13 protein-coding genes are annotated in these 13,967 nt (G+C 70.8%); 7 read left to right on the plus strand and 6 right to left on the minus strand.

What is annotated here, in order from left to right:
- Window positions 1-55 precede the first annotated feature (55 nt).
- From ACOZ90_RS02735 to ACOZ90_RS02745, 3 genes are read right to left on the minus strand one after another with little or no spacing between them, the layout of a single operon-like run.
- A complete protein-coding gene (locus ACOZ90_RS02735; RefSeq protein WP_422892103.1) occupies window positions 56-1,612 on the minus strand; it encodes an OmpA family protein in 1,557 nt (518 codons plus the stop codon).
- Between the two features lie 59 nt (window positions 1,613-1,671).
- Window positions 1,672-2,463, minus strand: a complete 792-nt coding sequence (locus ACOZ90_RS02740) for an ABC transporter permease (RefSeq protein ID WP_422892104.1) — start codon at window positions 2,461-2,463, stop codon at window positions 1,672-1,674.
- Entirely contained in the window at window positions 2,460-3,440 is a 981-nt protein-coding gene (locus ACOZ90_RS02745; protein WP_422892105.1) for an ABC transporter ATP-binding protein, read from the minus strand. The genes ACOZ90_RS02740 and ACOZ90_RS02745 overlap by 4 nt, the downstream gene beginning before the upstream one ends.
- An 88-nt stretch (window positions 3,441-3,528) precedes the next feature.
- Here ACOZ90_RS02745 and ACOZ90_RS02750 point away from each other — a divergent pair, with 88 nt between their 5' ends.
- The 7 genes from ACOZ90_RS02750 (at window position 3,529) to ACOZ90_RS02780 (ending at window position 9,585) form a co-directional block, all read left to right on the plus strand.
- Window positions 3,529-4,293 carry a ferredoxin--NADP reductase gene (locus ACOZ90_RS02750; protein ID WP_422892106.1) on the plus strand — a complete coding sequence of 255 codons (765 nt, stop codon included), beginning with the start codon at window positions 3,529-3,531 and terminating at the stop codon, window positions 4,291-4,293.
- Between the two features lie 38 nt (window positions 4,294-4,331).
- The gene (locus tag ACOZ90_RS02755; protein ID WP_422892107.1) at window positions 4,332-5,465 is read left to right on the plus strand and encodes a site-2 protease family protein; all 1,134 of its coding nucleotides are present in this window, start codon (window positions 4,332-4,334) and stop codon (window positions 5,463-5,465) included.
- 73 nt (window positions 5,466-5,538) lie between these two features.
- Window positions 5,539-5,937, plus strand: coding sequence for a hypothetical protein (locus tag ACOZ90_RS02760; RefSeq protein WP_422892108.1), 399 nt, complete (start codon window positions 5,539-5,541; stop codon window positions 5,935-5,937).
- On the plus strand, window positions 5,934-6,134 hold the full coding sequence (locus ACOZ90_RS02765) for a helix-turn-helix transcriptional regulator (RefSeq protein ID WP_422892109.1): 201 nt from the start codon (window positions 5,934-5,936) through the stop codon (window positions 6,132-6,134). The genes ACOZ90_RS02760 and ACOZ90_RS02765 overlap by 4 nt, the downstream gene beginning before the upstream one ends.
- The gene (locus tag ACOZ90_RS02770) at window positions 6,131-7,654 is read left to right on the plus strand and encodes an alpha/beta hydrolase (protein ID WP_422892110.1); all 1,524 of its coding nucleotides are present in this window, start codon (window positions 6,131-6,133) and stop codon (window positions 7,652-7,654) included. Before ACOZ90_RS02765 ends, ACOZ90_RS02770 begins: the two co-directional genes overlap by 4 nt.
- A 3-nt stretch (window positions 7,655-7,657) precedes the next feature.
- Window positions 7,658-8,404 (plus strand): ABC transporter ATP-binding protein, encoded by a 747-nt coding sequence (locus ACOZ90_RS02775; RefSeq protein WP_422892111.1) that lies wholly within the window; start codon window positions 7,658-7,660, stop codon window positions 8,402-8,404.
- Window positions 8,401-9,585, plus strand: a complete 1,185-nt coding sequence (locus ACOZ90_RS02780) for an ABC transporter permease (protein ID WP_422892112.1) — start codon at window positions 8,401-8,403, stop codon at window positions 9,583-9,585. The genes ACOZ90_RS02775 and ACOZ90_RS02780 overlap by 4 nt, the downstream gene beginning before the upstream one ends.
- Window positions 9,586-9,667: 82 nt before the next feature.
- Here ACOZ90_RS02780 and ACOZ90_RS02785 read toward each other — a convergent pair whose 3' ends face one another.
- The 3 genes from ACOZ90_RS02785 to yidC form a co-directional block, all read right to left on the minus strand.
- Window positions 9,668-10,705: an energy transducer TonB gene (locus tag ACOZ90_RS02785; protein WP_422892113.1), complete on the minus strand. Its 1,038-nt coding sequence runs from the start codon at window positions 10,703-10,705 to the stop codon at window positions 9,668-9,670.
- Between the two features lie 101 nt (window positions 10,706-10,806).
- Window positions 10,807-12,159 (minus strand): tRNA uridine-5-carboxymethylaminomethyl(34) synthesis GTPase MnmE, encoded by a 1,353-nt coding sequence (mnmE, locus tag ACOZ90_RS02790; RefSeq protein ID WP_422892114.1) that lies wholly within the window; start codon window positions 12,157-12,159, stop codon window positions 10,807-10,809.
- A 54-nt stretch (window positions 12,160-12,213) separates the two neighbouring features.
- Window positions 12,214-13,959, minus strand: coding sequence for a membrane protein insertase YidC (gene yidC, locus ACOZ90_RS02795; protein WP_422892115.1), 1,746 nt, complete (start codon window positions 13,957-13,959; stop codon window positions 12,214-12,216).
- Window positions 13,960-13,967 lie beyond the last annotated feature (8 nt).

Genomic DNA, 13,967 nt, shown 5'->3' on the forward strand with positions numbered 1-13,967 from the left:
CGGCCCGAGCCCGGAATGCGACCGCGTTCCCACACCGGCCGGGCTCCCGGTCGCGTCAGTCCAGCCGCACCAGCTCGACCCGGCGGTTCTTCGCCCGGCCTTCGTCGGTGCCGTTGTCGGCCACCGGCTGCGACTGGCCGTGGCCCTTCGCCTCCAGGCGCGCGGCGTCGATGCCCTGGCCGGTGAGCGCGGCCACCACGCTCTTCGCGCGCGCCTCCGACAGGCGCTGGTTGTGCCCGGCGTCGCCGGTGTCGTCGGTGTGGCCGTCGATCGACAGGCGCAGCGCCGGATCCTCGCGCAGCAGCGCCAGCACCTGGTCGATCTGCGGCTGCGAGTCGGGCAGGATGTCGGCCTTGTCGACGGCGAAATTGACCTGGATCGCCACCCGGCCGTCGGCATCGAGCTGCTGCTTCAGCTCGGAAGCAGGCAGCAACGCCGCGGTCGGGGTGAAGCCCTCGCGCGCCATCACCACCCAGCCCGCGCCGTTGTACTCCAGGCGTGCATGCACCCAGACCTGCCCGTCCGCACGGTCGACGCGATAGACCATCGAGTCGTAGCCGTCCCAGCTGTAGCCGGTACCGTCGCTGTAGGTACTCTTGAGGCCGGAGCCGTAGCGTTCGTTGGCGTCCTCCGGGATCCGCCCCTCGAATACCAGCACGCCGCCGGCCTCGTCCATCATCGCCTGCAGGTTGCGGCGCACTTCGTGCACCGAGTGCGCCCCGCGTCCGCCGTTGACCCGGGCAATCCAGGCCTTGCCCTCGACCTCCTCGAAGTCCGACCCGGTCCAGAACGGATACATGTCGTAATCGCGCTGGCCGGTGGAGCCTTCATAGCCGGCCGGCGCCGACAGGTGCGGGAACGCTTCGCGCCAATGCGCGCTGGCCTGGAACGGCTGCTCCTCCACGACCACCATTGCAGCCTGGCGGTCTCCGATCGACAGCTGTATCCATGCGGTACGGCCGTCCTGCCGGATCACATGGACCGTGGTCGGGATGTCCGCGTCGAGGTTGACGCCGTCGATGAAGCCCTGGCCGATCTCGTCTTCCAGCTGGCCGTAATACAGGTCACGCACCAGCGGTCCATCGAAGACCTGTTTCGCGCCGGCCTGTTCCAGCACCGCCTCCAGGTTACGCCGCAGCTCCAGCGCCGAAAACTGCTTGTCGCGCCGCTGGTCGCGCGCTATGCCGATGCGGCTGCTCCAGCTTGGGCCCTCCACCCAGTGCAGGCCGTCGCCCATGCGGAAGGGAAAGCGGGCGAAGCTGCGCACCGTGGCCTTGTTGACCGTCTCATAGCCGGCCGGCATGGAGAAGAACGGCAGCTCGCCCAGGGCTGTGCTGCTCACCGGCACGGTTTCGATGTCGAAAGGCACGAGCACGATGGGCTCGCCGTTCGCGTCCAGCAGGCCCTGATCCGCCGGCGGTGTCCCGGCAGCGCCGTCCTCGACCGGATCGGGAACAGAGGTGGCTGCTGCATCGTCGACAGGCTGCGACACCGGTGCAGGCGCCACTGCGGGGTCGGCAGCGGCTTCACCACCGGGCCCCGTATCCGGGCCGCTGCACGCCGACAGCATCAGCACCAGCGCACACGCAGTGGCCAGATTCCCTTTACGCATTCCCTTGGCTCCATGGAGGCGGAACGCGCGAGATTACACGATCACCGCGTCAGTGACGCTCAGCTGCGCAGGCCGACGCCCCGCTTGAGCAGCCACAGCCCCAGCCCGCCCAGCAGCGCCACGAAGGTGAGCATCAGCGCGTAGGCCACCCACAGCGGGACGTCGCCCTGGCCGAGCAGGCCGTAGCGGAAGGCGTTGACCATGTAGAAAATCGGGTTGGCGTAGGTGAGCTTCTCGGCCCAGCCGGGCAGCAGCGACACCGAATAGAACACGCCGCCCAGGTAGGTCAGCGGGGTGAGGATGAAGATCGGCACGATCGCCACGTCGTCGAACTTCTTGGCGAATACCGCGTTAACGAAGCCGGCCAGGGAGAAGATGGTCGCGCCCAGCAGCACCGTGGTCAGGGTGATCCACGGGTGCGGGATGCGCACGGTGGTGAACAGCATCGCGATGCACATCACGATCACCCCCACCATCAGCCCACGCGCGACCGCGCCGGCCACGTACCCGCCCAGGATCACCCACGGCGGCATCGGGCTGACCAGCAGCTCCTCCACGTGGCGGCCGAACTTGGCGCCGAAGAAGCTGGAGGAGATGTTGCCGTAGCTGTTCTGGATCACGCTCATCATCACCAGCCCGGGGACGATGAAGTCCATGTAGCTGATCCCGTCCATGGTTCCGATGCGGCTGCCGATCAGGCCGCCGAAGATCAGGAAGTAGAGCGTCATGGTGATCGCCGGCGGCACCAGGGTCTGGCTCCAGATCCGCAGGATGCGCATGATCTCGCGCCGGCTGACGGTGCCCAGCGCGACCAGGTTGCGGCGCAGGTCGCTTCCAGCCACCGCGCTCATGCGGCCTGCTCCCTGCTACCGGCCGCGGCGGGCGCGCCGGCGCCTTCGCCGGTCATGCGCACGAACAGCTCCTCCAGCCGGTTGGATCGGGTGCGCATCGAGCGCACCCGGATGCCGGCGCCGTCGAGCGCGGCGAAAATCCGGTTGAGATCCATCGAGCGCGGCATGTCGACTTCAAGCGTGTGGGTGTCGCGCGCCGTCATCTCGATGCCCGGCACCTGCGGCAGCTGCGCCGGCAGCGTGCCTTCGATATCGAGCACGAAGCCCTCCACGTCCAGCTTGGCCAGCAGCTCGCGCATCGGCCCGTCCTCGACGATGCGGCCGTGGTCGATGATCGCCAGGTTGCGGCACAGGCTTTCCGCTTCCTCCAGGTAGTGGGTGGTGAGGATGATGGTGGTACCGGCGGCGTTGATCTCGCGCAGGGTGTGCCACATGCCGCGGCGGATCTCGATGTCCACCCCGGCGGTGGGCTCGTCCAGGATCAGCAGCCTGGGCCGGGTCATCATCGCCCGGGCGATCATCAGCCGCCGCTTCATGCCGCCCGACAGGGTGCGGCTCATCACCTCGGCCTTGTCCCACAGCTGGGCGGCGCGCAGCTCGGCTTCGGCGCGCTCCAGCGCCTCGTCCCGGCGGATGCCGTAGAAACCGGCGTAGTTGACCAGGATGTCGATCGGCCGCTCGAACATGTTGAAGTTGATTTCCTGCGGCACCAGGCCGACCAGGCGCATCGCCGCATCGCGCTGGCGGGCCAGGTCCACGCCGAACACCGACACCTCACCCGAGGTCTTGTTGACCAGCGAGGAGATGATGCCGATCAGGGTGCTCTTGCCGGCGCCGTTGGGGCCAAGCAGGGCGTAGAAGTCACCCGGGGCCACGTCGAGCGAGACGCCCTTGAGCGCCTGCACCCCGCCGGGATAGGTCTTGTGCAGGTCGCGCACCGACAATGCCGGCGCGTCGCCCCGTGCTGGATGGGTCATGGGGGATCCTTGTCGCGGTTCGCACGGCGAATCCCATTAGTATAGGCGGCCGGGCACGGGCACCCGTGCGACATTGCGTTGCGTTTCCTTGGCCATCCAGCACTTTCCCCTCAGGCTTGTCTCCCGGCGCATGATCGCGCCCACCGTCGCCCACCTGGAGCTGGTGCGCGACGACGGCCAGCCGCTGCCCTTCAATCCGGGCCAGTTCATCCAGGTGCATTTCCAGTACGCCGATGGCACCCCCACCAAGCGCAGCTATTCGCTGGCCACGGTGCGCGATCGCGACGCGCTGCCGGAAGACAGCGTGGAGATCGCGGTCAGCTACGTGCCGGGCGGCGCGGCCACGGCGCTGTTCGAGGGGCTGGAGATCGGCGACAGCGTGGATGCCAGCGGGCCGTTCGGCCGCTTCTGCCTGATGCCCAACGACGCCAACCGGCGCTACCTGCTGATCGCCACCGGCACCGGGGTCACCCCGTACCGGGCGATGCTGCCGCAGCTGGAACGGCAGATGGAAGCGCGCGGCATCGAGGTGGTGCTGCTGTTCGGCGCGCGCACGCCGGAAGAGCTGCTGTACGGCGACGAGTTCCGCGCCTTCGCCAACGCCCATCCGCGCTTCCGCTTCGTCCCCTGCTTCTCGCGCGAACTGCCGGAGCCCGGCTCCGCGCATGCCCACGAGGACGTGCGCCACGGCTACGTGCAGCAGTTCCTGGAGGAGTTCTCCCCCAGCGACGACACCGACCTGGCCTACCTGTGCGGCAACCCGGACATGGTCGATGCCTGTTTCGAGGCACTCAAGGGGCACGGGCTGGCGGTGCCACAGATCCGGCGCGAAAAGTACGTCAGCAGCAAATGACCGCCGGCCCGGATCCCGCCCAGCCGCCGGCTCCGGGCATGAGCCGGCGGGCCCTGCGCAGCGGCCTGGAAATACTGGTGTATTTCATCGGCGGCGCGGCGGTGGGCGGCGGCGCGGCGTATTTCGGCCTGAACCTGCTGCCCGGCGTGGGCCTGCTGGCGATCGGCGTGTTCTTCCTGGCGATGTGGCCGAACCTGATCCTGCACGAGGCCGGTCACGGGCTGGCCGCGATGGCACGCGGGATGCAGCTGGTGGCGTTCGGCATCGGCCCGCTGCGCCTGGAGCGCGGCAGCCAGGGGCGCTGGCGGCTGCGCAACGGCGGCGGCGTGCGCGGGATGGGCGGGTTTGCGGCGGCGTTCCCGCGCGCCGGGCGCGAGCCGACCCGTTTCGACGAGGCGGTGGTGCTGGCCGGGGGGCCGCTGGCCAACCTGGTCACGGCAGCGCTGTGCCTGTGGCTGGCCACGGCCCTGGCCGAAGCCCCGTGGGCCGCCGAGGTGGCCACGGGGTTCGGGCTGTCGGCGCTGGTGCTGGGCGTGCTCAACCTGGTGCCGATCACCTCGGCCGGATGGCGCTCGGACGGCAGGGGCCTGCTCGACCTGCTGCGGGGCAGCCCGCACGCCGCCCTGCAGCAACAGGTCAACCGGATGGGTGCGCTCAGCATGGCCGGGGTGCGGCCGCGCCTGTGGCCGGCCGCGATCGTTCCCGAGGGCCCGGCCGACGACTCCAGCCCGCTGCTGGCCGCCGGCGCGGACGCCATGCGGCTCTCGCATGCGATGGACACCGGCGACGCGGAAGCCGCCGGGCGCGCCGCGGACGATCTTGTCCGGCGCTACCCGGAGCTGCCCGAGGCGATGCAGCCCGCCATTGCCGTGGGCCTGGCCGGATACGCGGCGCTCATCGCGCGCGATGCCGGCCAGCTGCGCAGCTGGCGCGAACGCAGCGAGGGGCGCAGCCTGCTCGACCTCACGCCCTACCTGCGCTGGCTGGACGCGGAGCTGGCAATGGCGGAGGGCGACGCGGAAGCGGCCGCTGCCGCGGTGCAAGCAGCCCGCGCCACGCTGGACCGGGTGCCCGACCCGGTTGGCGTGCTGCTGCTGGGTGAATACCTGGACGCGCTGCAGGCGCGGCTGGCAGACGGCGGCGCGGTGATGGATGGCGACGCCACTGCCTAGCTGTAAAGGTTGCTTGACAACTGCGGCAGCCGGCTGCATCCTTCTTGTCAAGCTTACTTGACAGGCCCTCCGCATGCGACACGACCACGTCCATCGCCGCTACCTGCACGAATTCCTCCCCGCCATGGCTGCCTACGTGGTGATCCTGCTGCTGTCCATCTGGGCCCTGAAGCACGCCGAGGCCACCGCGCTGCGGGTGCTGCTGGCCCTGGCGCCGGTGGTGCCGGTGGCCCTGGCCGGGCGCGCGATCGTGCGCTTTGTGCGCGACAGCGACGAGCTGCAGCGACGGATCATGCTCGAAGGCGCCGCGCTGGCCGCGCTGGTGCTGACCATGGGCAGCTTCAGCCTCGGCCTGCTGGTCAGCGCCGGCCTGCTGCCGATGCGCGCCGACCTGGCGCTGATCATGATCCTGCCGGCCTATTCGGGCCTGTACGGCCTGTTTGCCGGGCTGGCCAGCCGGCGCTACGGGTGAACAACCGCGTGCGCGAACTGCGCGAGGCGCGCAGCTGGTCGCAGGCCCGGCTGGGCGAGCAGCTGGATGTCTCGCGCCAGACCATCAATGCCATCGAAACCGGCAAGTATGATCCCAGCCTGCCGCTTGCCTTCCGCATCGCCCGCGAGTTCGGCGAGGCGATCGAATCCATCTTCCTGTTAGAGGACACGCCATGAAGGCACTCCTGCTCAAACCCGCGGCGCCGCTGGCGCTGGCGCTGGCACTGGCCGGCTGCGGGGCCATGACCGCCGGCGGCGACGATGCCGATGCCGGCCCGGGACACCGCTTCGGCAGCATCGACTTCCAGCCGTGCACGCTCGACAGCGGCACCGCCAGCGCCACCGTGGAGGCGCGCTGCGGCACCCTCGAGGTTGCCGAGGATCCGGCGCTGCCGGACGGGCGCAGGATCGGGCTCAATATCGCCTGGCTGCCGGCCACCAGCGCGTCCGGCGCCACCGGCGACCCGGTGTTCTTCCTGGCCGGCGGGCCCGGCCAGGCGGCGACCGCCCTGGCCTGGCACGTCAACGCCGCCCTGGGCCAGGTGCGCCGCCAGCGCGACCTGATCCTCATCGACCAGCGCGGCACCGGCGGCTCCAATCCGCTGGACTGCCGGGACGCCGACGGCGAGCCGATGCCGCTGGATCCGGAGATGATGCTCTCGGCCGAAACCATGCTGCCCTACGTGCGCGCGTGCCGGGCTTCGGTCGAACAGCGCGCCGACCCGCGCCTGTACACCACCGGCCACGCGATCGCCGACCTGGACGCGGTGCGCCAGGCGCTGGGGGTGGAGCAGGTCAACCTGGTGGGCGGCTCCTACGGCACCCGCGTGGCACAGCAGTACGCGGGCGCCTACCCCGAGCGCGTGCGCACGATGGTGATCGACGGGGTGGCGCCCAACGAGGTGGTGGTGGGCGGCGAGTTCGACCGCACCTTCGAGCGCACGCTCGAGCTGCAGTCCGAATATTGCAATGCCGATGACCAGTGCCGCGCGCGCTTCGGCGGCGACCTGCGCGGGCGCATGCGCCAGGTGATGGATCGGCTGCGCGAGGCGCCGGTGGAGGTGGAGTTCCGCCATCCCCTGAGCAACGCGCTGCTGCGCGACACCGTCACCGCCGATACCGTCACCGGGCTGGCATTCTTCTTCTCCTACGCGCCGCAGACCATCTCGATGCTGCCGCTGCTGCTGGACGAGGCCGCGCAGGGCCGCTACGGGCCGCTGATGTCGCTGACCGCGCTGGGCAACGAGCAGATGCTGGACATGATCAATCGCGGCATGCAGTGGTCGGTGCTGTGCGCCGAGGACGCCCCGCGCCACGTGCCCGACCCCGATGCGGACACCATCCTGGGCCCGGACGCGGCGCGGATGCTGTTCGCCGCCTGCCAGGCCTGGCCGGCCGGAACCGCGCGCGAAGGACACGCGCTGGCGCTGGAATCCGACGTTCCCGCCCTGCTGCTGTCGGGTGAACTGGATCCGGTGACCCCGCCCGACTACGCCGAGCGGGTGCTGGCCGGCCTGCCCAACGGCCGCCACCTGGTGCTGGAAGGCCAGAGCCACGGCACCCTGGCGACCGGCTGCATGCCGCGACTGGTCGCCCAGTTCGTCGAATCCGCCGACGCCGCCGCGCTGGACGTGTCCTGCCTGGACGACGTGCGCCCGGTGCCCCCCTTCACCTCGTTCAACGGCTGGGAGCCCTGAGCCATGATCCACGCACAGCAGCTGCACAAGGCGTTCAAGACCCGGACGGGCACGGTGAAGGCGGTCGACGGCGTCGACTTCCGCGCCGACGACGGCCGCATCACCGGCCTGCTCGGCCCCAACGGCGCCGGCAAGACCACCACCCTGCGCATGCTCTACACCCTGATGAAGCCCGACAGCGGCCAGGTGCGGGTGGACGGCATCGATGCGTCCAGCGACCCGGCCGCGGTGCGCCGGGTACTGGGCGTGCTGCCCGACGCGCGCGGCATCTACAATCGCCTGACCGCGCGCGAGAACATCACCTACTTCGGCCAGCTGCACGGCCTGTCGCGCAGCGTGATCGCCGAGCGCACCCGCGCCCTGTCCCAGCAGCTGGACATGGACGACATCCTCGACCGCCGCACCGAGGGCTTCAGCCAGGGCCAGCGCACCAAGACCGCGATCGCCCGCGCGCTGGTACACGACCCGCGCAACGTGATCCTGGACGAACCCACCAACGGCCTGGACGTGATGAGCACCCGGGCGATGCGCGAGTTCCTGCAGCAGCTGCGCGCGCAGGGGCGCTGCGTGATCTTCTCCAGCCACATCATGCAGGAGGTGGCGGCGCTGTGCGACGAGATCGTGATCATCGCCAAGGGCCGGGTGGTCGCCGCGGGCAGCGCCGACGAGCTGCGCGCGCGCTTTGATGAAACCAACCTGGAGGACGCCTTCGTCAAGGCGATCGGATCGGACGAGGGGCTGCTGGCATGAGCGCTGGATTCTTCACATCGATGCTGACGGTGGTGCGCAAGGAACTGCTCGACATCACCCGCGATCGCCGCACCCTGGCCCTGGCGGTGCTGATGAGCCCGCTGCTGGTGCCGCTGATGATGCTGGGGATGATCTCGCTGGGCGAGTCGCGGGTGAAGACCCAGCTGGAGAGCGAGCTGGAGCTGCCGGTGATCGGCGCCGAACACGCGCCCAACCTGGTCGGCTTCCTGGCCTCGCAGCGGATCCGCGTGGTCGAACCGCCGGCCGACGTCGCCGCCGCGATCGCCAGCCAGCAGGTCGACGTGGCGCTGGAGATCGGCGCGTCCTTCGACGCCGACTGGCGCGCAGGCCGGCCGGCGCCGGTGGTGGTCATCAGCGACGCCAGCCGCAGGAACGCCGAAGTGCCGGTGCAGCGGGTGCGCTCGGCGCTGCGCGCCTACGGCGACCAGGTGGGCGCGCTGCGACTGGTGGCACGCGGGATCGATCCGTCGATCACCCGCCCGCTCGGGGTCGGCAACCGCAACCTGGCCAGCGAGGAGGCCAGCCGCGGCATGATCCTGTCGATGATCCTGCCCTACATGCTGATCCTGGGCAGCTTCCTGGGCGGCGCCTACCTGATCCTGGACGCGACCGCGGGCGAGCGCGAGCGGCAGTCGCTGGAACCGCTGCTGGCCACCCCGGCCCCGCGCGGGGCCATCGTCAGCGGCAAGATGGTGGCCGCCTGCCTGCTGGGCCTGCTGTCGCTGCTGCTGACCCTGCTCGCGCTCAAGGCCAGCGCCCAGACCGGCGAGGCGGCCAGCTCGCTGGACGTCAGCTTCCAGGCGATGCTGCGCATGCTGCTGGTGCTGCTGCCGATGCTGTTCATCGGCACCGCGCTGCTGAGCCTGCTGGCGGCCAGCGCCAAGAGCATGAAGGAGGCCCAGAGCCACATGACCTGGCTGATGCTGCTGCCGATGGTTCCGGCCTTCGTGCTGATGGTCAACCCGATCAAGAACGAGCTGTGGCAGTTCGCGGTGCCGTTCCTGGCCCAGAACCAGATGCTGCTCAAGGTCATCCGCGCCGAGGCGATCGATGCGCAGACCTGGGCGGTGTACCTGGGCGCGGGCTTCGGCCTGGCCGCGCTGCTGTGGCTGGGCGCGGTGGCGCGCTACCGGCAGGAAAAGCTCGCGGTCTCGGCCTGAGGCCGCGGGCGGGCCCGGCAGGCCCGGCCAAAACAGAACGCCCGGCGATTGCCGGGCGTTCTGTTCTCCACCGTGCGATGTTTCAGTTGCCCGGGTTGAACCCGATCACCCGGCGGGTGGTGACCGCCTGGCCCACCGGCTCGAAGCGCCAGCGGCGCACCGCCGCCACCGCCTCGCGATCGAACACCCGCGGCGGGTCGGCGCGCACCACCCGGGCGTTGCTGACCGAGCCGTCCGGGTTGACGGTGAACTCCACCAGCACCTCGCCGGCCTGGCCCGCGCGCAGGGCGTCGGGCGGATAGCGCGGCGCCGGGGTGCTGATCGGCCGCACGTCGGCCGCGGTCGGCGCGGCGGCAGCGGCGGCGGCAGCGCGTTCCCGGGCCGCCTGCTCCTCGGCCGCGCGCTGCTCGGCGGCCAGCCGCTCGGCCTCCGCCTGTTCGGCCTGGCGCTGTTCGGCCGCCAGCCGGTCGGCTTCCTCCTGTTCGGCCTGCGCTTCGGCCTGCCTGGCCGCCTCGGCCTGCTGCTCCTGCTGCTGGCGGGCGCGATCGGCCTCCAGCTGGCGCTGGCGCTCGGCCTCCTGCTCGGCGGTCAGCTGCTGCTGCTCGACCCGGCGCTCGGTCGCCTGCTCGGCGTCCTCGATGGTGCTGGCCAGGCGCGCCAGGGCGGGATGCTCCGGGCTGGCACGCTGGATCAGCGCCTGCAGGCGGCGGGCTTCCTCGTAATCCTCGCGGTCGCGGCTCTGCTCGGTGGCGATCACCGTCATCGGCAGCAGATCGGTCAGCGCGCTGGAAGCGGCCGCGTCCCCGGGCGAGCGCTCGCGCAGGGCCAGGTAGTACTCCAGCGCGTTGTCTCCCGCCGGCGCGTACAGGCGGCTTTCGGCGTAGGCCAGGCGCGCGGCCTCGCGCAGCTCTTCCACGTCCATGGTCGCCAGCGCATCGGCGGCCGGCTCGGGCTCGGCCGGCGCGGTCTCCGCGGTCTCTCCGGTGGTGGCGGGAGAGACGTCGGCCTCCCCGGGCGCGGGCGGGTCGCTCCCGCAGGCCGCCAGTAGTGCGGCCAGCGCGACCAGCGCCGCGATTTTCGTCCACCGTGGGCCCACGGGCCCGCTCTCAATCCCCGACATCGGCTCTCCCCCTGATGCAATTGCGTTCATACGCCTGCTTAGGACGCGACAGTAGCGCGTTTTTGTCAACACCCGGGGAGCCCGTTTTACCGGTGCCACGGCTATTTGCCGATGCAGAAGGTTGCAAAAATGTGACCCAGTAGATCATCCGGCGCGATCCGTCCGGTGATCTCGCCGAGCAGGTCGTGGGCTTCGCGCAGCGATTCGGCCGCCAGCTCCAGCACGCCTTCCTCCAGCTGATCTCGTGCCTGGCCCACCGCCGTGGCGGCGCGGCCGAGCGCCTCGACATGGCGTGCGCGCGCGGTGAATTCGCCCTCTCCCGGGCCGGTTCCGCCCGCCAGCGCGTGCAGGCGCCGGTGAACCTCGTCCAGGCCGACGCCGGTGCGGGCCGAGATCCACAGCGCGTCGGCATCGCCGGGCGGCGGCGCGGCGAGCAGGTCGGCCTTGTTGTACAGCCACAGCACCTGCGGCACGCCGGCGATCGCATCGCCGAGCGCGGCGCGGCCGGCGGCGGGCTCACGGCCGTCGAGCACCACGATCGCCAGGTCGGCGCGCTGCAGTTCGCTCCGGGCCCGGCGCATGCCCTCGCGCTCGATCGCATCGCCGCCCTCGCGCAGGCCGGCGGTGTCCACCAGGTTCAGCTCGACCCCGTCCACCCGCACCGTCTCGTGCAGCAGGTCGCGGGTGGTGCCGGCGATGTCGGTGACGATCGCCCGCTCGCTGCCGGCCAGCGCGTTGAGCAGCGAGCTCTTGCCGGCGTTGGGCGGGCCCACGATCACCGCGTGCAGGCCGTCGCGCAGGCGGCGGCCGCGCTCGGCGGCGGCGAGCAGGCCGGCCAGGTCGGCGGACAGCGCGTCCAGCCCGGCGCGAACCTCGTCCCCGCCCAGGGTCTGGATCGGCTCGTCGGAGAAGTCGATCATCGCTTCCACGTGGATCCGCAGGGCCAGCATGGCCTCGGCGATCGCCTCCACCCGGGTCGAGAACCCGCCCTCCAGCGCCCGCCGCGCGGCCCGCGCCGCGCGCAGGTCGCCGGCGGCGATCAGGTCGGCCACCGCCTCGGCCTGGGCCAGGTCCAGGCGGCCGTTGAGGAAGGCGCGCTCGCTGAACTCGCCGGGCCGGGCGTGGCGCGCGCCCAGCTCGATGCAGACCTGCACCAGCCTGCGCAGCACCGCCGGGCTGCCGTGCGCCTGCAGCTCGGCCACGTGCTCGCCGGTATAGCTGGCCGGGGCCGGGAACGCGATCGCGATGCCGTCGTCGAGAACCGCGCCGTCGGGCTCGTGGAAGCGGACGTAGTGGGCGCTGCGCGGGCGCAGCCGGCGCGCGCAGACCGATTCGGCAATGCGAAGGGCGTCGGGGCCGGACAGGCGCACCACGCCGATCCCGGCCGCACCGGCGGCGGTGGCGATGGCAACGATGGTGTCGGCGGCGGGCAGGCCCGGGATCGCGCTGTGCATGGCGCCGATGCTACCCGGCGGGCCGGATCGTGCCGACCCTCCGGGCGCGTGCGATCAGCCCTTCGCCTTGGCCGGCGTGCCGGGGCCCGACGACTTCGGCGGCTCGCCGCTGTAGCGGCGCAGGAACCACCACTGCTGGGCCAGGCCCAGGGCACCGTTGGTCACCCAGTACAGCACCAGGCCGGCCGGGAAGAAGATCATGATCGCGCCGAAGATCACCGGCATCAGCTGCATGATCTTCTGCTGGGTCGGATCCATGCCGGTCATCGGGCTGAGCTTCTGGGTGGCCCACATCACCGCGATGTTGATCACCGGCAGGATGAAGAACGGATCGGGCGCGGTCAGATCCTGGATCCAGCCGATCCACGGCGCGTGGCGCAGCTCCACCGATTCGAGCAGCACCCAGTACAGGGCGAAGAAGATCGGCATCTGCAGCAGGATCGGCAGGCAGCCGCCGACCGGGTTGATCTTCTCCTTCTTGTACAGCTCCATCATCGCCATCTGGAACTTCTGCTTGTCGTCCCCGTAGCGCTCCTTGAGCTGGGCCATGCGCGGCTGGAACCGGCGCATCTTGGCCATGGACTTGTACTGCGCGGCCGAGAGCGGATACATGGCCAGCTTGACCACGATCACCAGGCCGACGATCGCCCAGCCCCAGTTCTTGACCACGTCGTGGATCTTGTCGAGCAGCCAGAACAGCCACTCGCCCACGAACGCCATCGCCGAGAACCGGGAGTAGTCGATCGCGCGATCCAGGCCGCGCACGTCCTGGGCCTGGATCTGCTCGACCAGCTTGGGCCCCACCAGCAGGCGTGCGTCCAGGCTGGCCTGCTGGCCGGGCGCGACCGACAGCCCCGGGCCAAGCTGGCGGACCAGGTAGCGCGGGCCATCGGTATGCACCGAAATGGTGGTCTGCTCGTCCGGCTGCGGGATCCAGGCGCTGAAGAAGTGGTGCTGCAGGATCGCGATCCAGCTCTCGCTGGCCTGCAGGTTGAGCGGGCCGTCCTCGGTGAACTTGGCGAACTGGCGGCGGGTGTAGCCGTTCTCGTCGCTGTACCAGGCGGCGCCGTTGAAGCTGAAGGATTCCGGATTGGTCATGCCGCGGCTGATGCGCGGCGGCACCCGCGACAGCTGGCGGTAGACGTAGCCCTGCCAGGGCTGGGCGCTGCCGTTGACCACGGTGTCCTGCACGTGGATGGCGTAGGAGCCGGGGCGCACGGTGAAGGTGCGGCGGATCTGCACGCCGTCGGGGCCCGTCCACACGAACGGTACCGTCACTTCCTGGCCGGCCTGGCTGGCCTGGTACTCGCGCTGCCCGCCTTCAACGATGAAACCCGACTCGTGGGTGGGCGCGGCCTGGGCCTGGCTGACCCAGCCGCTCTGGGCGGCGTACCAGCGGGTCGGGTCGGTCTCGAACAGCTTGACCGGCGGGCTGTCCTCGTCGCGGGTCTGCGGGTACTGCAGCAGCGCGGCGTCCACCACGTTGCCGTTTTCCAGGGTCAGGCGCAGGACGTCGGTGATGACGGTGACCCGGTCGGCGCCGGATGCGGGCGCGGCGACCGCCTCGACCGCCGGCACGCTGCCGTCCGCGGACGGGGCCACGGGTACGGCCGGCGCGGTGGGCACCGAGCCGCCGGCATCCGCGGACTGCGCCGTCGGCACCGCGCCGCCTGCCTGCAGCTCGGCCGGCACCGCCGGCTCGGGCGCGGCCTCGACGTTGGCTTCCTTGCGCCACTCCATCCACAGCAGCATTGCCACCATGAGCCAGGCGAAGATCAACAGGGTACGGGTCTGGTTCATCGGACAGG

The sequence above is a fragment of the Luteimonas dalianensis genome, from assembly GCF_049339425.1.
GTDB lineage: Bacteria > Pseudomonadota > Gammaproteobacteria > Xanthomonadales > Xanthomonadaceae > Luteimonas > Luteimonas dalianensis.

Bases quoted from the DNA above. Each gene is read 5' to 3' on its own strand.
- ACOZ90_RS02735 (WP_422892103.1), bottom strand. From the start codon at position 1,612: ATGCGTAAAGGGAATCTGGCCACTGCGTGTGCGCTGGTGCTGATGCTG.
- ACOZ90_RS02740 (WP_422892104.1), bottom strand. From the start codon at position 2,463: ATGAGCGCGGTGGCTGGAAGCGACCTGCGCCGCAACCTGGTCGCGCTG.
- ACOZ90_RS02745 (WP_422892105.1), bottom strand. From the start codon at position 3,440: ATGACCCATCCAGCACGGGGCGACGCGCCGGCATTGTCGGTGCGCGAC.
- ACOZ90_RS02755 (WP_422892107.1), top strand. From the start codon at position 4,332: ATGAGCCGGCGGGCCCTGCGCAGCGGCCTGGAAATACTGGTGTATTTC.
- ACOZ90_RS02760 (WP_422892108.1), top strand. From the start codon at position 5,539: ATGCGACACGACCACGTCCATCGCCGCTACCTGCACGAATTCCTCCCC.
- ACOZ90_RS02770 (WP_422892110.1), top strand. From the start codon at position 6,131: ATGAAGGCACTCCTGCTCAAACCCGCGGCGCCGCTGGCGCTGGCGCTG.
- ACOZ90_RS02775 (WP_422892111.1), top strand. From the start codon at position 7,658: ATGATCCACGCACAGCAGCTGCACAAGGCGTTCAAGACCCGGACGGGC.
- ACOZ90_RS02780 (WP_422892112.1), top strand. From the start codon at position 8,401: ATGAGCGCTGGATTCTTCACATCGATGCTGACGGTGGTGCGCAAGGAA.
- ACOZ90_RS02785 (WP_422892113.1), bottom strand. From the start codon at position 10,705: ATGTCGGGGATTGAGAGCGGGCCCGTGGGCCCACGGTGGACGAAAATC.
- mnmE (WP_422892114.1), bottom strand. From the start codon at position 12,159: ATGCACAGCGCGATCCCGGGCCTGCCCGCCGCCGACACCATCGTTGCC.
- yidC (WP_422892115.1), bottom strand. From the start codon at position 13,959: ATGAACCAGACCCGTACCCTGTTGATCTTCGCCTGGCTCATGGTGGCA.